At 71.9% G+C, this 20,631-nt stretch carries 14 protein-coding genes; 7 read left to right on the top strand and 7 right to left on the bottom strand.

Going from position 1 to position 20,631, the window contains the following annotated elements; translation table 11 throughout:
• Position 1: 1 nt before the first annotated feature.
• The 4 genes from ACVCAG_RS12835 to ACVCAG_RS12820 all read right to left on the bottom strand — a co-directional run bounded on the left by ACVCAG_RS12835 (position 2) and on the right by ACVCAG_RS12820 (position 5,616).
• A complete protein-coding gene (locus ACVCAG_RS12835) occupies positions 2 to 670 on the bottom strand; it encodes a response regulator (protein WP_440067761.1) in 669 nt (222 codons plus the stop codon).
• Complete coding sequence (locus ACVCAG_RS12830) at positions 667 to 3,291, bottom strand: DUF4118 domain-containing protein (protein WP_447189868.1); 2,625 nt, start codon at positions 3,289 to 3,291, stop codon at positions 667 to 669. The genes ACVCAG_RS12835 and ACVCAG_RS12830 overlap by 4 nt, the downstream gene beginning before the upstream one ends.
• A gap of 139 nt (positions 3,292 to 3,430) precedes the next feature.
• Entirely contained in the window at positions 3,431 to 4,396 is a 966-nt protein-coding gene (locus ACVCAG_RS12825) for a magnesium transporter CorA family protein (protein WP_447189867.1), read from the bottom strand.
• A 104-nt stretch (positions 4,397 to 4,500) separates the two neighbouring features.
• Positions 4,501 to 5,616 carry an FAD-dependent oxidoreductase gene (locus ACVCAG_RS12820; RefSeq protein ID WP_440083797.1) on the bottom strand — a complete coding sequence of 372 codons (1,116 nt, stop codon included), beginning with the start codon at positions 5,614 to 5,616 and terminating at the stop codon, positions 4,501 to 4,503.
• Positions 5,617 to 5,730: 114 nt separating this feature from the next.
• On the opposite strand from ACVCAG_RS12820, the gene ACVCAG_RS12815 reads away from it, so the two are divergent.
• Positions 5,731 to 6,198: a hypothetical protein gene (locus ACVCAG_RS12815; RefSeq protein ID WP_440083796.1), complete on the top strand. Its 468-nt coding sequence runs from the start codon at positions 5,731 to 5,733 to the stop codon at positions 6,196 to 6,198.
• Positions 6,199 to 6,210: 12 nt separating this feature from the next.
• Here the strand turns inward: ACVCAG_RS12815 and ACVCAG_RS12810 are convergent, their stop codons facing one another.
• On the bottom strand, positions 6,211 to 7,506 hold the full coding sequence (locus ACVCAG_RS12810) for a benzoate/H(+) symporter BenE family transporter (RefSeq protein WP_440083795.1): 1,296 nt from the start codon (positions 7,504 to 7,506) through the stop codon (positions 6,211 to 6,213).
• Between the two features lie 69 nt (positions 7,507 to 7,575).
• On the opposite strand from ACVCAG_RS12810, the gene ACVCAG_RS12805 reads away from it, so the two are divergent.
• The gene (locus ACVCAG_RS12805) at positions 7,576 to 8,289 is read left to right on the top strand and encodes a helix-turn-helix domain-containing protein (protein ID WP_447189866.1); all 714 of its coding nucleotides are present in this window, start codon (positions 7,576 to 7,578) and stop codon (positions 8,287 to 8,289) included.
• 62 nt (positions 8,290 to 8,351) lie between these two features.
• Positions 8,352 to 9,581, top strand: coding sequence for an MFS transporter (locus tag ACVCAG_RS12800; protein WP_440083793.1), 1,230 nt, complete (start codon positions 8,352 to 8,354; stop codon positions 9,579 to 9,581).
• 10 nt (positions 9,582 to 9,591) lie between these two features.
• Here the strand turns inward: ACVCAG_RS12800 and ACVCAG_RS12795 are convergent, their stop codons facing one another.
• On the bottom strand, positions 9,592 to 10,338 hold the full coding sequence (locus ACVCAG_RS12795) for an MBL fold metallo-hydrolase (protein WP_447189865.1): 747 nt from the start codon (positions 10,336 to 10,338) through the stop codon (positions 9,592 to 9,594).
• Positions 10,339 to 10,509: 171 nt separating this feature from the next.
• Here ACVCAG_RS12795 and rho point away from each other — a divergent pair, with 171 nt between their 5' ends.
• From rho to ACVCAG_RS12780, 3 genes are all read left to right on the top strand, one after another.
• The gene (gene rho / locus ACVCAG_RS12790) at positions 10,510 to 11,742 is read left to right on the top strand and encodes a transcription termination factor Rho (protein ID WP_440083791.1); all 1,233 of its coding nucleotides are present in this window, start codon (positions 10,510 to 10,512) and stop codon (positions 11,740 to 11,742) included.
• Between the two features lie 125 nt (positions 11,743 to 11,867).
• The gene (locus ACVCAG_RS12785) at positions 11,868 to 12,698 is read left to right on the top strand and encodes a putative RNA methyltransferase (RefSeq protein WP_440083790.1); all 831 of its coding nucleotides are present in this window, start codon (positions 11,868 to 11,870) and stop codon (positions 12,696 to 12,698) included.
• A gap of 175 nt (positions 12,699 to 12,873) precedes the next feature.
• On the top strand, positions 12,874 to 14,640 hold the full coding sequence (locus ACVCAG_RS12780) for a prolyl oligopeptidase family serine peptidase (protein ID WP_440083789.1): 1,767 nt from the start codon (positions 12,874 to 12,876) through the stop codon (positions 14,638 to 14,640).
• A gap of 154 nt (positions 14,641 to 14,794) precedes the next feature.
• On the opposite strand, the gene ACVCAG_RS12775 is transcribed toward ACVCAG_RS12780, so the two are convergent.
• Entirely contained in the window at positions 14,795 to 16,333 is a 1,539-nt protein-coding gene (locus tag ACVCAG_RS12775; RefSeq protein ID WP_440083788.1) for a SpoIIE family protein phosphatase, read from the bottom strand.
• A gap of 120 nt (positions 16,334 to 16,453) precedes the next feature.
• Between ACVCAG_RS12775 and ACVCAG_RS12770 the strand changes: the two genes are divergently transcribed.
• Positions 16,454 to 20,629 carry a HAMP domain-containing protein gene (locus ACVCAG_RS12770; RefSeq protein ID WP_447189864.1) on the top strand — a complete coding sequence of 1,392 codons (4,176 nt, stop codon included), beginning with the start codon at positions 16,454 to 16,456 and terminating at the stop codon, positions 20,627 to 20,629.
• Positions 20,630 to 20,631 lie beyond the last annotated feature (2 nt).

The following is a 20,631-nucleotide window of genomic DNA, read 5'->3' as shown; positions in this document are numbered from 1 at the left end:
GTCAGGGCTGGAAGCGGTAGCCCATGCCCGGTTCGGTGAGCAGGTGGACCGGGTGGGCAGGGTCACGCTCCAGTTTCTTGCGCATCTGGGCCATGTACTGGCGGAGGTAGTTGGTCTCCTTGCCGTAGGCGGCGCCCCAGACGTCGTTCAGCAGGCGGCGCTGGGTGATCAGCTTGCCGGGGTTGCGGACCAGGATCTCCAGCAGGCGCCACTCGGTGGGGGTCAGCCGCACGCCGCCGGAGACGGTCTTGCCCGCCAGGTCCACCTCGTGCTCGCCGATCACGAACCGGGCCGGTTCCTCCTCGGTGACCGAGGCGCGACGCGACACCGCGCGGATCCTGGCGAGCAGCTCGTCGACGCCGAACGGCTTGATGACGTAGTCGTCGGCGCCCGCGTCGAGGGCCTCCACCTTGTCGCGGCCCTCGGCCCTGCCGGACAACACGATGATCGGGACGGTGGTCCAGCCGCGCAGCCCGTGGATGACGTCCACCCCGTCCATGTCGGGCAGGCCGAGGTCGAGCACGACCAGGTCGGGGTGCCTGTCGGCGGCCTGGCGCAGGGCGGCGGCGCCGTCGCCGGCCACGGCCACCTCGTACCCGCGGGCGGCCAGGTTGATCCGCAGCGCCCGCAGGAGCTGGGGCTCGTCGTCGACGACGAGGATGCGCGTCACAGGTCCTCCACAGGTGCGGGCGCGGCCCGGTGCCGCGGGAAGACGGGCAGGGTCAGGACCATGGTGAGGCCTCCGCCCGGTGTCTCGTCCGGTACGAGGGTGCCGCCCATCGCCTCCGCCAGCCCCCGGGAGAGCGCGAGGCCGAGACCGACGCCGGTGGCGTTGTCGCGGTCGCCGAGCCGTTGGAAGGGCATGAAGACCCGGTCGCGCGACTCCTCGGGGATGCCCGGCCCCCGGTCGACGACCCTGATCTCCATGTGGTCGCCGTCCACGCTCGCGCCGACCAGCACGGCGACGCCCGGCGGGCTGTAACGGACGGCGTTGGAGACGAGGTTGACCAGTACGCGTTCGAGCAGCGCGGGGTCGGCGGCGATCTCGGGGAGATCCTCGGGCAGGCGGTTCAGCACCCGGTCGTGCGGCGGGCCCAGTTCGTCGACGACCCGGGGGACGATCTCCTCGAGCGCCGTCGGCTGGAGGGTCAGCCCGAGCGCCCCCGCCTGCAGGCGGCTCATGTCGAGCAGGTTCACGACCAGGCGGTCCAGCTTGGCCAGGGACTCGTCGGCCGTGGCGAGCAGTTCCTCCCTGTCGTCCGGCGACCAGTCGACGTCGGTGGCGCGCAGGCCCTCCACGGCCGCCCTGGCCGAGGCGAGCGGGGTGCGCAGGTCGTGACTGACCGCGGCGAGCAGCGCGGTGCGCATCCTGTCGGCCTCGGCGAGCGGGCGCAGTCGCCCCGCCTGCTCGGCGAGGCGGTGGTGGCGCAGCGCCACCGCCGCCTCGGCGGCGAACGCCTCCAGCACCCTGCGGCCGGACGTGCCGGGCAGCCACCCGCGTACGGCCAGTACCAGGTCGTCGTCGACGACCACGTCGGTGCCGGCGACGCCGGGACGGGTGGACGGCTCCCCGCCCCCGGTCGCCACGATCCGCCAGCCGTCCGAGCGATCCGAGCCGTCGGGACCGTCCGGTCCGTTCGAGCCGTCCGAAGTCCCCGAGCCGTCCGAGGTCTCCGGGCCGGACGGGCCGGACGGGCCGTCGGGCCGGCGTTCCAGCAGGGTGACGGAGGCCAGCCCGAAGATCTCCCTGAGCCGGGAGAGCAGGGACGGCAGCGCCGCCTCGCCCCGGAGCACGTATCCGGCGAGGGTCGCCAGCACCTCGGCCTCCGCGCCCGCGAGGGCGGCCTCCCTGGCGCGGCGGGCCGCCAGGTCGACGACCGCGCTCACCATGATCGCGACCAGCACGTAGACGACCAGGGCGAGCAGGTTCTCCGGTCGCGTCACGGCCAGCGAGTGGAACGGCGGCGTGAAGTACCAGTTGAGGAGGGCGAATCCGGCCACCGCGGCGGTGATCGCGGGCCACATGCCGCCGGCCAGCGCGACGCAGACCACCATCAGCAGGAACAGCAGTATCACGCTCGGCAACGTCGCGTGACCGAGGCCCAGGAGGACGGCGGTGAGCAGGGGGAGCCCGAGCAGCGCCGTCCCCCAGCCGGCGAGCCTGCGGGAGCGGGTGAGCGCGGCGCGCGACGGGCCGCGGACGCCGGACCTCCCCACCCCCTCGTGGGTGACCATGTGGACGTCGACGGTCCCCGAGGCCGCGGCCGTGGTCACCCCGACCCCCCGGGACAGGGTCCGCGCGAGCCGTCCGCGCCGGGAGACCCCCAGCACCAGTTGCGTGGCGTTCACCCGCCGGGAGAAGTCCAGCAGCGCCCGCGGCACGTCGTCGCCCACCACCTGGTGGTAGCCGCCGCCCAGGCTCTCCACCAGCGCGCGCTGCCGGGCCAGGCGCGCCGGATCGGCGTTCGCCAGGCCGTCGGCCATCGTCACGTGCACCGCCAGCAGGTCCGCCCTCGGGGACCTGGCCGCGATCCGCGCCGCCCGGCGCACCAGGGTCTCCCCCTCCGGGCCCCCCGCCAGCGCCACCACCACCCGCTCCCGGGTCTCCCGCACCCCGGCGACGCGGGGCTCGGCGCGGTAGCGGCCGAGGCTGTCGCCGACCTCTCCCGCCACCCACAGCAGCGCCAGCTCGCGCAGCGCCGTCAGGTTGCCCGGCCGGAAGTACGTCGACAGTGCCGCGTCCGCTCTCTCCGGCGCGTACACGTCGCCGTGCGCCACCCGGCGGCGCAACGCCTCCGGGGTCATGTCCACCAGCTCCACCTGCCCGGCCCGCCGCACCACCTCGTCGGGCACCGTCTCGCGCTGGACCACCCCGGTGATCTCCTCGACGGCCTCCCCGAGCGACTCCAGGTGCTGGACGTCGAGGGTGGAGACCACGTCGATCCCGGCCTCCAGGATCTCCTCCACGTCCTGCCAGCGCTTGGCGTTGCGCGAGCCCGGCACGTTGGTGTGGGCCAGCTCGTCGACCAGGACGACCTCCGGCCTCCGCGCGATGACGGCGTCCACGTCCAGCTCGCCGAACACGGCCCCGCGGTGCTCCGCCGCCACCCGCGGGACGATCTCCATCCCCTCCAGCAGCCTCTCGACGCGCTCGCGACCGTGCGTCTCCACCAGCCCGACCACCACGTCCGTGCCGCGCTCCCCGAGCCCACGCCCCTCGGCCAGCATCGCGAAGGTCTTGCCCACCCCGGGGGCCGCCCCCAGGTAGACGCGCAGCCGTCCGCGTGCCATGCAGCCCGTCCCTCACCGATCGCCGAATCCCTGCCGGATGCCGGGCCGGACCCGGCCGTTCTCCCCTGAGGCCAGGCTACGGCGGGCGGTCTCCCGGCCGATCAGGTGACCCGGTGGGCGGCGGCGGACGGCGACCGGGTCAGAGCCAGTTGCGCTTCTTGAACGCCCGGTAGAGCAGCACCGTGCCCACGATGATCAGGATCGTGGACGTCCAGAACCCGACCGACTGGGCGAAACCGGGGTAGGGCACGTTCTGCCCGTAGAAACCGGTGATCATCGTGGGCACCGCGATGATGGCCGCCCAGCTGGTGATCTTCTTCATGATGTCGTTGAGCCGGAACCCCTGCTGGTTCATGTGGGCCTCGCGGACGTTGCTCACCAGGTCCTGCAGGGACTCGCTCCACTCGGCGGTGCGCAGGGTGTGGTCGTAGATGTCCTGGTAGTACGGGGCCAGCTTGGGATCCAGGACGTCCTCCCTGCGCAACAGGCTGCCCACGACATCGCGCGTCGGCACCGCCAGCCGCCGGAAGCGCACCAGCTTCTTGTGCATGTCGTAGGTCCGGCGCTGGATGTGCGGCATGTCCCCGGGGTTGTCCTGGAAGAGATCGTCCTCCAGCTCCTCGACCCGGTCGTCCACCCCCTGGAGCACCTCGAAGTAGCCGTCCACGATGTGGTCGAGCAGGCCGTGCAGCAGGTACGGCACCCCGAACCTGACCATGCCGGCGTTGGCGTCCCAGCGCCTGATCACGTCGTCGATGTCGAGCTCGGGGTTCTCTCTCACGGTGACCAGGGCGTTCTTGGTCGCGAAGATCGAGACCTCGATGAAGTCGATCCCCGTCTCCACCAGTTTCGCCGCGTAGGCGGTGATGAACAGGTGGCTGTCGTAGGTGTCGAGCTTGGGACGCTGGTGGCTGTGCAGCGCGTCCTCGACCGCGAGGGGGTGGAGACCGAGCTCCTCGCTGATCTTCGCCAGGTCCGCCTTCGTGGGCGAGCAGAGGTCGAACCAGACGACGGCGGACTCGTCCTCCACGTGTTCGGAGATGTCGTCGATGGGAAAGCCCTCGGCCTCCAGGACGCCGTTGCGATACAGGCGGGTACGGTCCATGGGCGTCAACCCTAAACCTGCCGCGGCAGGCCCGGAATCTCCGGGAGATCCGTATTGCCGCCCTGTGGCATCTCCGGCGACGTCCTGGCTCCGGCCGTGATCCCCTACGCCGCCGCGGAGGGGACCGGCTGTCCGGAAGCGGCGGGTGCGGCGAGGAGGCGGCGAACGTGCCGCACGGCGGTACGGCCGGCGCGGTTGGCGCCGACGGTGCTGGCGGAGGGACCGTAGCCGACCAGGTGAACCCGGGGGTCGAGGAGGGCCCGGGTGTCCTCGACCCGGATGCCGCCGCCGGGCTCGCGCAGGCGCAGCGGGGCCAGGTGGCCGACGACGGGCCGGAAGCCGGTCGCCCAGAGGATCACGTCCGCCCTGACCAGGCGGGCGGGCCCACCTGGCCCGGCGTCCCAGGCCACGCCCTCGGGGGTGATCCTGTCGAACATCGGCAGCCGGTCGAGGACACCCGCCGCCATGGCCGCCTCCACCTGGGGGGTCACCGGATATCCGGTGGCCCCGACCACGCTGCCCGGTACGAGCCCGGCTCGGACGCGGGCGTCGACCCTGGCGACGGCCTCGCGGCCGAGGTTCTCGTTGAGCGGCCCCCTGACGAAGGCGGGAGGGCGCCGGGTGACCCAGGTGGTCGTGGCGACCTCCGCGATCTCCATCAGGAGCTGGACGCCCGAGGCCCCGGCGCCGACCACCACCACGCGCATGCCCGCGAACTCCTCGCGGCTCACGTAGTCGGCGGTGTGGAGCTGGCGCCCCCGGAACGTCTCCTGGCCCGGATAGCGGGGCCAGAACGGGCGGTCCCAGGTGCCGGTGGCGTTGATCAGCGCGCGTGCCGACCAGTCACCGGCCCCGGTCTCCACCAGCAGCCGCCCTTCCGCGCCCTCCCGGACGGCCCGCACCTCGACCGGGCGGCGTACCGGCAGCTCGAAGGCCCGCTCGTAGGCGGCGAAGTATTCGGAGACGACCTCGGCCGAGGGCCGGGTCGTGTCGACGGCGCCCAGCGGCAGCCCCGGCAGGTCGTGCACGTGGTGGGTGGCGCCGAGGGTGAGGGACGGCCAGCGGAACTGCCACGCGCCGCCGGGCCCGGGGGAGCGGTCGAGCACCGTGAAGTCCAGCCCGGCCCGGCGCAGGAAGTAGGCGCTGGAGAGCCCCGCCTGCCCCGCGCCGATGACGACGACGTCAATGTTCGTGGCGTTTCGCGGCAGCTCGTCCTTCACATTCCCTGGCAACCATCGGCATCCGATGAATAATCCCGCTCGCCGAGGGCAGCAGTGGCTACCACAACAGCCAAAGCCTGAGGTGGTAGCCACATGATAGTGCTGGGACTTCTCTTGATCGTACTCGCGGGTGCGACCGTGATCGCGGTCTCCTGGGACGAGACCGCAGCATCGACCACCACCGCTTCGTTCACCGTGTTCGACCGCCTGTTCCAGTTCACCCAGCTGGAGCTCTTCTTCGCGGGCGTGGCCACCGGAGCGGTCTTCCTGCTCGGCCTGGGGATGATGTTCTCCGGTATGCGGCGCTCGGCCGTGAAGCGTCGCAGCCTCCGCGCCTCGCGGATGGAGGCGCGTGACCGCGTCACCCGCCTGGAGGAGGAGAAGCGGGAGCTGGAGCGCAAGCTCGAAGAGACCCCCGCGACCGCCACGACCACGGCCACGACCCCCGCGGTCGACCGCGACCGCGACGGCGTCGACGACCGCGTCGAGGACACCGCGCCCCACCCCCGGGTCGAGGTGCCCCGTCAGCCCTCCACCGACCAGCTCGTGGCCGGTCGCCACGGACGCTCGGACCACCGCTAGTCACATCCCCTTTCAGCCGGTGCGCCCCGCAGGCCGCACCGGCTGAGGCATGCCCGGACCTCCCTCGCCCGCGTCCGCGCCCGGATCCTGCCCCTGATCCGGCACGGTCTCGCCCACCGGGGCCTCGCCCACCGGCGCCCCGTCGGCCGGGGTTCGAGCGGGTTTCCCGCGACGGTGCAGGAGCGTCATGAGCCCGCCCGCGACGAGCCCCCAGAACGCGGCGCCCACGCCCAGGAGCGTCAGTCCCGACGCGGTGACCACGAAGGTGACGACCGCGGCCTCCCTGCCCTCGGGGTCGGCGACGGCCGAGACGACGGCCGAGACGAGCGCGCCGAGCAGGGCGAGGCCGGCGACGGCCTCGACGAGCAGCGGCGGGGAGAGCAGCACGAGCGCGGTGGCCAGCCCCGAGCCGATCCCAAGGACGATCATCGAGACGCCCGAGGCGACCGAGGCGATCCACCGGCGGGCCGGATCGGGGTCGGCGTCGGGCCCGGCGGACAGCGCGGCGCTGATCGCCGCCAGGTTCACCGCGTGGCCGCCCAGCGGGGCGGCCAGCGTGCTCGCCAGGCCGGTGGAGACGAGGATCCCGCGCAGCGGGGGGCGGTAGCCGTACCCGGCGAGGACCGCCATGCCCGGCACGTTCTGCGCGGCCATGGTGACCAGGAACAGCGGGAGCGCGACGCCGACCATCGCCTGGGCGTTCCAGGAAGGGACGGTGACCTCCAGTACCGGCCGTACGTCCACCGCGCCCAGCCCGGGACCGGTCAGCGCGATGGCCACGACGGCGACGAGGAGGGCCACCGGGATCGCCCACCTGCGGGCGAACCTGCTCAGCAGCGCCCAGGTGAGCACGACGGGACCCGCCATCAGCGGTATCTCGGCGAGCGCCCTGACCGGCGCGACGCACAGGTCGAGCAGGACCCCGGCGAGCATGGCACCGGCGATCGGCGTGGGGATGGACGCGATCCACCGGCCCAGGACGGGGAAGAGACCGGCGGCGGTGAGAAGGAGTCCCGAGACCGCGAACGCCCCGACCGCGGCGGGAAAACCGCCCTGCACGGCACCGGTCGCGACCAGCAACGCCGCTCCGGGAGTGGACCAGGCGATGACGATCGGGACGCGCTGCCGCAGGCTCAGCCAGACGGCCACCACGCCGATGGCCACGCAGAGGACGAGGAGCCCCGACGCCGCCTGCCGCTGGTCGGCGCCCACCGCCCTGAGCCCTGCCAGGACCACGGCGAAGGAGCTGGCGAAACCGACCACCGCGGCCACCACTCCGGCCAGCACGGGTTGAAGCACGCGTGTCATGTTCGGTCCTCGGGGGACGGCGCCGCCCGTTCCGTAAACGGAACGGTTCTTGTGCTGCACGATAGCCCCATGGACTCCGGAGCACAAAGCCCCAGGCCCCCCAAGGACACCGGCACGCCCGACCGGCCCGCTGCCGCCACCCGTGCGGCCGGCACACCCTCGGCGGACACCGACGCGCTCGACCGGCTCTCAGGGAACGCCGGCGCACCCGGCGAACCCGCCGTGGACGGCGGCACCCCCGACATCGGGCGGCGGATCCGCCGGCTGCGCGAGGAGCGCGGCATCTCCCTGTCCGCCCTCGCCCGCGCCGCCGGTGTCGGCAAGGCCACGCTCTCCGGCCTGGAGAACGGCACCCGCAACCCCACCCTGGAGACCCTCTGGGCGATCACCGCCGAGCTCGGCGTCCCCCTGGCGATGGCCGTCGGCACCCCGCCGCCGGTGGACGCGGGCGGGAGCGGGCGAGCCCAGGTGGTCCCCGTCGTCCACGGCACGGCCGTCGAGGGGACGCTGCTCCAGGTCTTCGAGGACGAGAAGGTCACGTACGAGCTCTACCGGCTGGTGCTCCGGGCGGGGACGACGCAGGTCTCGCCCGCCCACCACGAGGGTGTCACCGAGCACGTCACCGTCTTCGCCGGAACGCTGAGCGCCGGACCGGCCGGGGCTCCCCTGCGGGCCGGTCCCGGCGAGCACATCTCCTGGCGGTCGGACGTCCCGCACGCGTACGCCGTCCTCGGGGACCGGGACGTCCACGCCAGCCTGCTCATCCGCTACCCGCGCCGCTGATCCCGGCGTCCCTCGCGGACCCGATCGCATTCCTAAAACACGTAAAAAGTAATATTTCCCCCATGACACCACGGTCCATGGCGATCCTCTTCTGGGCCACGGGCGTGGTGGCCTACGTCATCGCCGTCTTCCACCGGCAGTCACTGGGCGTGGCGGGCATCGAGGCGGCGGCGAGGCTCGACGTCGGCGCGGCGGGGCTCTCGGTCCTGGCCATGTGCCAGCTGCTGGTCTACGCGGGCATGCAGGTGCCCGTCGGAATGCTGGTCGACCGCCTCGGTTCCAAGCGCATGCTGGTCCTGGGTGCCGCGGTGATGGCCTGCGGCGAGCTCGTCTTCGCCCTGGCCGGAGGGCTGCTGCCGGGGGTCGCCGGGCGGGCGCTGATCGGGTGCGGGGACGCGATGACGTTCATCAGCGTGATCAGGCTGGTCGGCCTGTCCTTCCCCGCCCGCCGCAACCCGCTGATGGTCCAGCTCACCGGCCTGCTCGGCCAGCTCGGCGCGATCGCCTCTGCGGTCCCCCTCATCTACTCCCTGCACACGTACGGCTGGACGCCGACCTTCCTGGGCGCCGCCGTCCTGGGCCTGGTCTCCGCGTTCCTGCTGGTCACGGTGCTGCGCGACCCCCGCCCCGAGCGTACGGGGGAGCCACCGAGCCTGAAGGCCGCCTGGGCCGAGCCGGGCACCCGGCTGGGCATGTGGACCCACGCCGCCACCCAGTGCTCGGGCGCGGCGTTCCTGCTGCTGTGGGGATATCCGTTCCTGGTCCAGGGCCAGGGGCTGACCCCCGCGACGGCGGGCGTGCTGCTGACCACGCTGACCCTGTGCGGCATGGTGTGCGGGCCGCTGCTCGGCTATCTCGCCGGGCGGTTCCCCTTTCACCGCTCCCGGATGGTGCTCATCGTGATCGGCACCACCGCCGGGGCGTGGACCGCCGTGCTGGTCTGGCCGGGACGGGCGCCGTTCTGGCTGCTGGTGGCGCTCGTGGTGGTGCTGGCGGCGAACGGCCCCGGGTCGATGATCGGCTTCGACTACGCCAGGACCTTCAACCCGGCCACCCGGATCGGCGCGGCCACCGGCATCGTGAACGGCGGCGGCTTCGTCGCGTCCGTGGTGGTGATCGCCCTGATCGGCGTCACCCTCGACCTCCTGGGCGACACCGGCCTGGACTCCTTCCGGTGGGCGTTCGCCACCCAGTACCCGATCTGGGCACTGGGTGCCGTCCAGGTCGTCCGCTACCGGGGCAAGGCGCGGCGCCGCCTGCTCCCGGCCGCCGCCGTCCGGACGAGCTCCTGACGACCCCGGCTCAGACGATCCTGGTGAAGGGCTCGGCGAAGTGGGCGGTGCCGATCATCCCGCCCTCCGCCCTGACCCGGTCGAGCAGCTCCACGCGCGTGGTGGCGGCCAGCTCGGGGTCGGCGTCGTAGAGGTAGGGCACCCGCGGGTCCTCCAGCTGCACCGGATGCAGCACCACGTCGCCGGTCAGCACCAGATCGCCGACCTGCACGACCTGGTGGCCGGGAGTGTGCCCCGGGGTGAGCAGCACCCGGATGCCGGGCAGCACCTCCGCCCCGCCGTCCACCGCCTGCACCCGCTCGCCCAGCGGCCGGACGACGTGGTCGAGGACCGCCTCGCCCGCCGCGTCGATCTCGGCGCGCTGCAGGACGTGCCGGGCGTCGGCGAAGACCGGCGCCCCCGCGACCACCGCACCGCTCGCGTGGTCGCTGTGCAGGTGCGTGATGACCACCGCGTCCACCTCCTCGAGGGCCGTCCCCACCCGGGCCAGCTCCGCGCCCAGGGCGCCGGGCACCGGCGCCCAGCTCGCCGCGGGCGAGTCGCGGGGACCGATGCCGGTGTCGACCAGCACCGTGCGGCCCGCCGCGTCGCGCAGCAGGTAGCAGTGGAAGTGCAGGATCCACTCGTCCGACTCGCCGTGGCGGCCACCGGGGAACATCTGCGGCATCGGGCGCCGGATCGCGTCGCCCATCGGTCCCACCGCGTCGCACAGCGGGAACACCTCGACCCCGGCGACCGTTATGGGTTGATGTAGCATCCGCTCTCCTGTTCGGGATGGGGCAACGGTGCTACCGTGATACCGGGCGTGACGCACCGCTGGCTAGGCCGCGTGCGATGATCCGCCCCCGTTTCTCGCTTTTCTCTCTCGGCACCGCCCCTGTCCCAGGCGTGCGGTCCCGATCTCCCGATCTCCCGTGAAAGGTCATTCATGACCGCCGAACCCGTTTTCAGAGAACCCACCGTCGAAAAGATCACTGCCAAGAAGGTGCCGCGTCCCCGTGGAGGCGACTCGGGCACCATCAGGAAGGCCCCTCGGGGGAACGGCGCGACCACGGCCGGACGGTCCCCCGGACGCGACGCCCCCGCCGAGACCGTGACCGGCCTGCTCGACGTCCGCGACCGGACCGGACACCTGCGGACAGGCGGTTACCTGCCGTCCCCGCGCGACGTCCGCGTACCCCCCTCCCAGATCTCCGAGTACGGCCTGCGCCCCGGCGACCACGTCGTGGCCACCGCACGCGCCCCGTACGAGAGGCTGGAGGGGGTGGAGAGCGTGAACGGCGCCGCCGCCCGGCGGCACCGGCCCGACTTCGCGGACATGACCCCGATCCACCCGCGCGACCGGCTCCGCCTGGAGACCGGATCGCTGACCGGCAGGGTCGTCGACCTGTTCACGCCGGTCGGCAAGGGCCAGCGCGGGCTGATCGTCGCCCCGCCCAAGGCGGGCAAGACGATGGTCCTGCAGGACCTGGCCGCCGCGATCACCGCCAACCACCCGGACTGCCACCTCATGGTCGTGCTCGTCGGCGAGCGCCCCGAGGAGGTCACCGAGATGCGCGAGTCCATCCACGGCGAGGTCGCCGCGTCCACGTTCGACCGTCCCGACCGCGACCACACCGCCGTCGCCGAACTCGCCGTCGAGCGCGCCAAGCGCCTCGCCGAGGCCGGGCACGACGTCGTCCTCCTGCTCGACTCCCTCACCCGGCTCGCCCGCGCGTACAACAACCTCGCCCCCGGTGGCGGGCGCACCCTCGCCGGAGGCATCGACGCCACGGCGCTGCTCCCCCCGCGCCGCTTCTTCGGCGCCGCCCGCAACCTGCGCGACGGCGGCTCGCTCACCATCCTCGCCACCGCGCTGGTCGAGACCGGCTCACGGATGGACGACAGCCTCTTCGAGGAGTTCAAGGGCACCGGCAACATGGAACTGCGCCTCAGCCGCGCCCTCGCCGACAAGCGCCTCTACCCCGCCGTCGACCTCGACGCCTCCGGCACCCGCCGCGAGGAGATCCTCCTCGACCCTCAGGAGCGGCAGCTCACCTGGCGGTTGCGCCGCACGCTGGGCGGCCTGGAGCGGCAGCAGGCCCTGGAACTCCTCACCGGCAGGCTCAGTGAGACCCCCTCCAACGCGGCCTTCCTCCGGCAGATCCAGCAGACCGCCTGATCCGCCGTCCCCGAACCCACGAAGACCTCCGAAGACCCCGAAGACCCCGAAGACCCCCGCAGACCCCCGCGGGTCCGCGTCCGTCGGGACGATTCGGCTTCGGCGGGACGCGAGATGATGGGGAGATGCTGGACGATGTCGTCGAACACCTCGCCTGCCCGGTCTGCCGCGGCTCCCTGGAGCTCGGGGAGCGGGTCCTGCGGTGCGCCCTGGGGCACGGCTTCGACGTGGCCAGGCAGGGATACGTCAGCCTGCTGACGGGGTCCCGGGTGCCGGGAACGGCCGACAGCGCGGCCATGGTGGCGGCCAGGGACGCGTTCCTCGCCGCCGGGCACTACGCCCCGCTGGCGGAGGCGGTCGCCGGCGCCTGCCGTACCGACGCGAGGGTGGTGGCCGACGCCGGTGCCGGGACGGGCCACTACCTCGCGCGGGCGCTCGACGGGCTGCCGGAGGCCGCCGGGGTGGCGCTGGACGTCTCCAAACACGCGATCAGACGGGCCGCGCGGGCCCATCCCCGGCTGGGGGCGGTCGTGGCCGACGTGTGGAGACCGCTGCCGCTGGGAGATGACACGATAGATGTGCTTCTCAATGTGTTCGCCCCCAGAAATGGGGCAGAGTTCGCACGAGTGCTCAAGGGGGACGGTGAGCTCGTAGTGGTCACACCGACCTCGCGGCACCTATCGCCACTGGTGGAGCGGCTGGGGCTCCTGTCGGTGGACGACTCGAAGGAGCGGCGTGTGGCGGAGAGCCTGAACGAGCACTTCGTCGAGACCGGCCGGAGCACTCTCGCGTTCGAGATGGCCCTGGGGCATGATGCGGTCGAGGCGGTCGTGGGAATGGGGCCCAGCGCCTGGCATACGGACACGGAAGTTATGCGAAGAAAGATCGCAGAACTCCCAGAAATGTGCCTCGTGGAGGCTTCTTTCCGTATGTCTATCTTTAAGCACCACCTCTGAGCAAGCTGTGTGCTTGACAGCCCCTTCGGGGCACCTGTTACTGATGTGACTTTTAGTCCGAAATTCCCTGACATTACTCAAGCAATTAGCCGGTGAAGGCGACATACTGGACCGCAATCCGGCGAGCCCGCGCCTGGACGCGTGAAGCTGACACCTTGACGGAGGGAAGCGCCATATGAAGGCGGAGGAGCGCTGGCAGGCCAGGTTCCGTGCGCCGCGCGCGACGTTGCCCGTGTGGGCGAGCCAGGCTCCCAGCCGGTCCGTCTACCGCAGCAACGCCTCGGGGGCGTGGGAGGTCTACGCCTGGGACCGCGCGGGCGGCTCCGCCCGTCAGGCGACCTCGCGTCCCAAGGGCACCTCGCACGGCGCGATCGATCCCACCGGGCAGTGGATCTGGTGGTTCGACGACACCGACGGCGACGAGTGGGGCCGGTGGATGCGCCAGCCCTTCTACGGCGGCCCCGACCAGCCGGTCGACCTCGCCCCCGGATTCCCCGCCGGGCTCGGGCTCTCGGCGACGGGCGACGCGGTCGTCGGCATGGCCAGGCCCGGACAGGGTTTCACCATCCATCTCGTACGGCCGGGCGAGCCCGCGCGGACGATCTACGAGCACACCGAGGCGGCCGCCGTCTCCGCGGTCTCCCTGGACGGCTCGCTGATCGCGATCAGCCACAGCGAGCACGGCGACGCCAGGCACCCCGGGCTGCGCGTGCTCCGGCGCAACGGCGAGGTCGTCGGCGACCTGCACGACGGTCCCGGCAAGGGGGTCGTCGGCCTGCGCTTCGCCCCGCTGTCCGGGGACCGCCGCCTGCTCACCCTGCACGAGCGCAGGGGCCGCCGCGAGCCCCTCGTCTGGGACCCCGAGACCGGCGACCAGCGGGAGATCTGGCTGCGCGACCCGGGCGAGATCACCGCCGACTGGTACGACGACGGCCGCTCGCTGCTCGTCGTGCGCGGCAACCGGGGGCGCACCTATCTGACCCGCTACGACCTTCCGGGCGGCGGGCTCTTCCCGATCGAGACCCAGCACGGCGTGATCGACGCCGCCGCCCCCCGACCCGACGGCTCCGTCGAGTACTCCTGGTCCAGCGGGGCCCACCCGCCGCTGATCCGGTCGACCAGCGGCCACGTGGTGATGAACCACGGCGGCCCCACCTCGCCCCCGTCGGTCCCGGTCGAGGACGTGGACGTGGAGGGGCCGGGCGGCCGCATCCACGCCCTGGTCTCCCGCCCCGAGCGCGGCTCGGGCCCCTTCCCCACGGTCTTCATGCTGCACGGCGGGCCAACCGCCCAGGACGACGACTCCTTCGTGCCGCAGGTGGCCGCCTGGGTGGATCTCGGCTTCGCGGTCGTACGGGTCAACTACCGGGGCTCCACCGGATACGGCTCGGCCTGGCGGAACGCCCTGCACGGCGACGTCGGGCACATCGAGCTGGCCGACGTGGCCGCCGTCAGGGACACGATGGTCGACCGCGGCGTCTGCGACCCCGACCGGCTGGTGCTGTCCGGCGCCTCCTGGGGCGGCTACCTCACGCTGCTCGGCCTGGGCACCCAGCCCAAGATCTGGGCGGCGGGCATCGCCACGGTGCCGATCGCCGACCACGTCGCCACCTACGAGGAGGAGACGGAGGCGCTGCGCTCCTACCACCGCGCGCTGCTCGGCGGCTCGCCCGAGGAGCAGCCCGAGCGGTACGCGAACAGCTCGCCGATCACCTACGTCGACCAGGTCGAGGCCCCGCTGCTGATCCTCGCCGGGGAGAACGACCCGCGCTGCCCGATCGGGCAGATCGAGGCGTACGTGGCCCGGCTCGCCGAGCGCGACCACGAGCACCGGGTGTACCGCTACGACGCGGGTCACGGCTCCCTGGTCGTCTCCGAGCGGATCGCGCAGATGTCGGCCCAGCTGGATTTCGCCAGAAAGCACGTGAATACCGATATATAGCCCACATCGCCCGGTGAGAGGGTGACGGTCTCGCCCGTACGGTCCCCGGGTCGTGCGGGCGATCTCGCCCGGCAGGTGGACGGCCCCGTCAACGGCCCGTCCGGCCGGTGGGCAGCCCCGTCAACGGGCCTCCTCCCCCGGGTGGGCGACCCCGTCAGCGGGCGCGCAGGACCACGATCGCCATGTCGTCGGCGCTCGGCTCGGGGGCGAAGTCCTGGACCGCGCGGCGGATCCGCTCGGCGACCGCCCTCGCCGACAGCCCCGCGCACTCGGCCAGCAGCTTGGCCAGCCCCCCGTCGTCGTCGAGCAGCCGCCCGTCCCTGCGACGCTCGGTGACCCCGTCGGTCACCGCGAGAAGCACGTCACCGGGGTCGAGATGGACGAGCTCCGCCTTGAAGGTCGCCTCGGGGAAGACGCCCAGCAGCGACTGCGAGGTCACCACGGCCTCCACGACGCCGCTGGGCCGCAGCCGCAGCGCCTCCGGGTGCCCCGCGGAGACCATCGCCACGTCCAGGCCGGTCGGCACGGGCCTGATCTCCCCGTGCAGCAGCGTCAGGAAGCGGGCGCGCTCGCCCTCCTCCAGGATCGCCTGGTTGAGGCGGTCGAGGACGGCGGCCACCCCGTACCCCTCCCGCGAGAGCAGGCGCAGGGTGTGGCGGGCCAGGCCGGTGACCGCGGCGGCCTCGGGGCCGGTCCCGCAGACGTCGCCCACCGCGAACCGCCAGGAGCCGTCGCCGGCCGCGAAGAGGTCGTAGAAGTCCCCGCCGACCTCGTTGGTCTCCCCCGCGGGCTCGTAGACCACCGCGGGGTCCAGACCGGGGATCTCGCCGGGCTCGTCGGGAGGGAGCAGGCTGCGCTGCAGGGCCCGGTTGGCCGCCGCCTGGGTGGCGTACAGCAGGGCGTTGTCCAGGGCGAGCGCGGCACGGCGGCCGATGTCCTCGGCGTACTGGAAGACGTCCTCGGCGAACCGGTCGGGCCGCCCCAGGCACATCGCGCCCAGCGTGCGCCCGCGCGCGAGGAGCGGGATGACCAGCACCTGCGAGTCGGCGAACTGCATGGAGCCGCCGGCCTGCGGGATCTGGACGCTGGCGAGCTCCTCCCGGAGCTCGTCGATGCGCCGCTCGTCGGTGTGCCAGAGGTAGGCTGGACGCTGCGGGCCGCCGCCGTTGCTCCAGGTGTAGACGGCACACCAGGTGGCCAGCCGTGGCACCACGATCTGCGAGATGATCGCGGGCACCATGTCAGGGTCGAGGGTGCCCGCCAGCAGGTCGCTGGCGTCGGCGAGAAAACCCATCCAGATCGGCCCGCGGCTGGGTTCCTCGGCGGTCCACTCCGAGGACGGCCGCCCGGAGGAGCCGGGCAGCCGGATCCTGGCCCAGTGCGTACGCTGCTGACCGGCGAAGGTGACACCCCATTCCTCCACCGGTACGGACGGGGCGCCGGGGCTCCCGTCGGGGGCCCGCTTCTGGCGCACCTCGATCTGCAGCCCGTCGCCCAGATGGCTCCAAACGATCTCAAAAGAGGCATCGGTCACCTGTGACGACAGGTCGGCCGCCAGCCGCTCGGCGACCGCCAGAACGGACGCGGCGGCCCAGGCGGTCATCACCTCGATGGTGAACCGCCTGGCGGCAGGAACGGCCGTGTGTCCTGGGGCGAAGGTCGCCGCCAGGACGGCGCGTGGAGCACTGGTCACTGTTCCGTGACTACCACACTTCCCGTTGACATGGGGTGAATCGAAGGTGGGACTACACATTGCGCACCGTGACAGACTGGGGTGACTCACGGCTGCGCCCCCGGGAGTCAAGGAGGTCATATGACCACGGTCAACACCGTGCCCGACGTCGAGGAGCGACGTTACAGCGAATCGGATCTGCGACCAATCTTGCAGACGCTCATCACCTGGCGCGACGGTGACTTCCGCCGCCGGGTGCCGCACGCCCCGCCGGGAATCCTCAGCGAGATCCGCCTGCTGCTCAACGAGGTGGCCGATCGCCGCGAGCACCTGGCCAACGAGCTGCACCGGGTCCGCCGCGAGGTGGTGAAGGAGGGCCGCTTCGGCGAGCGCCTCACCCCCGGTCCCGGCGTGGGCTCATGGGCCGAGAGCGTCGATTCGGTCAACACGCTGATCGACGCGCTCGTGGGCCCGGTCAGCGGGGCCGCGGACGTGATCGACGCGGTGGCCAAGGGTGATCTGTCCCGCCGGATCGACCTCGACCGCGGTGCCAGGGGCGAGGTGCGCCGCCTCGGCAAGGCGATCAACGGCATGGTCGACCAGCTCTCGCTGTTCACCTCCGAGGTGACGCGGGTGGCCAGGGAGGTCGGCACCGAGGGCCGCCTGGGCGGCCGGGCGAACGTGCGCGGCATGTCGGGAAGCTGGCGCGACCTCACCGAGGCCGTCAACACCATGTCCAGCCGCGTCTCCGCGCAGGTCCGCGACATCGCCGCGGTGACCACCGGGGTCGCGCGAGGCGACCTGAGCCGCAAGGTCACCGTCGACGCGGTCGGCGAGATGTTCGAGCTGAAGAACACCGTCAACACCATGGTCGACCAGCTGCTGGCGTTCGCCGAGGAGGTCACCCGCGTCGCCCGCGAGGTCGGCACCGAGGGCCAGCTCGGCGGCCAGGCACAGGTGCGCGGGGTCTCGGGGGTCTGGAAGGACCTGACCGACAACGTCAACGTGATGGCGGGCAACCTGACCACCCAGGTCCGCGCCATCGCGGCGGTCTCCACGGCGGTGGCGCAGGGTGACCTGTCCAAGAAGATCACCGCGGACGCGCAGGGCGAGATCCTCCAGCTCAAGGACACCCTGAACACCATGGTGGACCAGCTGTCGATGTTCGCCGACGAGGTCACCCGCGTCGCCCGCGAGGTCGGCACCGAGGGCCAGCTCGGCGGCCAGGCCCGCGTACGCGGCGTCTCCGGGGTCTGGAAGGACCTCACCGACAACGTCAACTCCATGGCCAACAACCTCACCTACCAGGTCCGCAACATCGCCGAGGTCACCACCGCGGTCGCCAACGGAGACCTGACCCGCAAGATCGACGTGAACGCGCAGGGCGAGATCCTCGCGCTGAAGACCACGATCAACACCATGGTCGACCAGCTGTCGTCGTTCGCCTCCGAGGTGAGCCGCGTCGCCCGCGAGGTCGGCTCGGAGGGCCAGCTCGGCGGCCAGGCGCAGGTGCCCGGTGTCTCCGGCACCTGGAAGGACCTCACCGACAACGTCAACGTGATGGCGAACAACCTGACCACCCAGGTCCGCCAGATCGCCGCGGTGTCCACCGCCGTCGCCCAGGGCAACCTGTCCAAGAAGATCACCGCGGACGCGCAGGGCGAGATCCTCCAGCTCAAGGACACCCTGAACACCATGGTGGACCAGCTGTCGATGTTCGCCGACGAGGTCACCCGCGTCGCCCGCGAGGTCGGCACCGAGGGCCAGCTCGGCGGCCAGGCCCGCGTACGCGGCGTCTCCGGGGTCTGGAAGGACCTCACCGACAACGTCAACTCCATGGCCAACAACCTCACCTACCAGGTCCGCAACATCGCCGAGGTCACCACCGCGGTCGCCAACGGAGACCTGACCCGCAAGATCGACGTGAACGCGCAGGGCGAGATCCTCGCGCTGAAGACCACGATCAACACCATGGTCGACCAGCTGTCGTCCTTCGGTGCGGAGGTCACCCGCGTCGCCCGCGAGGTCGGCTCCGAGGGCAAGCTGGGCGGCCAGGCCCGCGTCGAGGGCGCCGAGGGCATCTGGAAGCGCCTCACCGAGAACGTCAACGAGCTCGCCGCCCGCCTGACCACCCAGGTGCGCGCCATCGCCGAGGTCACCACCGCCGTGGCCACCGGCGACCTGACCCGCTCCATCACCGTCGACGCCGAGGGCGAGATCGGCGAGCTGAAGGACAACATCAACATGATGGTGGCGGTGCTGCGCGACACCACCACCGCCAACCAGGAGCAGGACTGGCTGAAGTCCAACCTGGCGAGGATCTCCCGCCTCATGCAGGGCCACCGCGACCTGATGGAGGTCGCCAAGCTCATCATGAGCGAGCTGACCCCGCTGGTGTCGGCCCACTACGGCGCCTTCTACCTCGCCGAACCCACCGGCGACCGCGACCTGCACCTCATCGCCGGGTACGGCGCCCGCTCCGGCAACGGCCCCCGGCAGCGGTTCGCGACCGGCGAGGGAATCGTGGGACAGGCCGCGATGGAGGGCAGGGGGATCATCCTCGGCAACGTGCCCGCCCGCTACCTGACCGTCGACACCGGACTGAGCACCTCCACGCCCGCGCAGATCGTCGTGCTGCCGGTCCTGTTCGAGACGCAGGTGCTCGGCGTGCTGGAGCTGGCCTCGTTCAGCGAGTTCAGCGAGATCCACCACGACTTCCTGAACCAGCTCGTCGAGACCATCGGCGTCACGATGAACACGATCATCGCCAACTCCAGGACCGAGGACCTGCTGACCGAGTCGCAGCGCCTCACCACCGAGCTGCGGGAGCGTTCCGACGAGCTCCAGCGCCAGCAGGAGGAGCTGCGCCGCTCCAACGCCGAGCTGGAGGACAAGGCCGCGCTGCTGGCCAAGCAGAACCGGGCCATCGAGATCCAGAACTTCCAGATCGAGCAGGCCCGCCGCACGCTGGAGGAGCGCGCCGAGCAGCTCGCGGTCTCCTCCCGCTACAAGTCCGAGTTCCTCGCCAACATGTCCCACGAACTGCGCACCCCGCTGAACAGCCTCCTCGTGCTGGCCAAGCTGCTCACCGAGAACGCCGAGGGCAACCTCACCGCCCAGCAGGTGGAGTTCGCCAGGACCATCCACGGCGCCGGCTCGGCCCTGCTGCAGCTGATCAACGACATCCTCGACCTGTCGAAGGTCGAGGCGGGCCGGATGGACATCCACCCCCAGCAGATCTCCCTGCCCAAGCTCGTCGACTACTTCGAGGCCACCTTCGCGCCGCTCGCCCAGGACAAGGGCCTGTCGTTCACCGTCGAGGTCGACCCCTCGATCCCGCAGGAGCTCCGCACCGACGAGCAGCGCCTCCAGCAGGTGCTGCGCAACCTGCTCTCCAACGCGATCAAGTTCACTCCCAAGGGAGAGGTGCGGCTGCGCGTGATCCACGCCGGCCGCACCGTCTCCTTCGTGGACGACACCCTGCGCGGCGCCGACGGCATCCTCGCCTTCGAGGTGGTCGACACCGGCATCGGGATCGCCTCCGACAAGCTGGAGGTCATCTTCGAGGCGTTCCGCCAGGCCGACGGGACCACCAGCCGCAAGTACGGGGGGACGGGCCTGGGCCTGTCCATCTGCCGCGAGATCGCCCGTCTGCTCGGCGGCGAGATCCACGTGATCAGCGAGGTCGGCGAGGGCAGCACCTTCACCCTCTACCTGCCCCCGTCGTACGGCGGACCGCTGGCCTCGCGCGACGGCGGGGCGAGTACCCCCAGCGCCTCCCCCCGCAACCCGGCGCTCGTCGGCGTGCTGGAGGAGCCGGACGACCTGCCGGAGCTGACGTTCAACGACGACATGCCCCTGCCGCAGTTCCCGCAGGGCGAGGGCAAGCCGTGGAAGGGCGACGACCCGCTGACCGGGGCGAAGATCCTGATCGTGGACGACGACATCCGCAACGTGTTCGCGCTGACCAGCGTGCTCGAACGCTACGGCTCCACGGTGATCTACGCGGAGAACGGCCGCGAGGGCATCGAGCAGCTCGAGCGCAACGAGGACGTCGCCCTCGTCCTGATGGACATCATGATGCCGGAGATGGACGGTTGGGCCACCACCTCGGCGATCCGCCGGATGCCCCAGTTCGCGGATCTGCCGATCATCGCGCTAACCGCTAAGGTCATGCGAGGTGACCGGGAGAAAAGCATCGCGTCCGGCGCCTCCGACTACGTGCCCAAGCCCGTGGACGTCGACCGCCTCCTGGAGAGGTTGCGCGGCTGGCTGACCCGGGGCAAGCCGGCCGGCGACTCCAACGAAGGCGTGTGATC

The sequence above is a fragment of the Streptosporangium sp. G12 genome, assembly GCF_052983175.1.
Note: the sequence above shows the minus strand (reverse complement) of the source record. Positions and strands in the feature narration are given on the sequence as shown.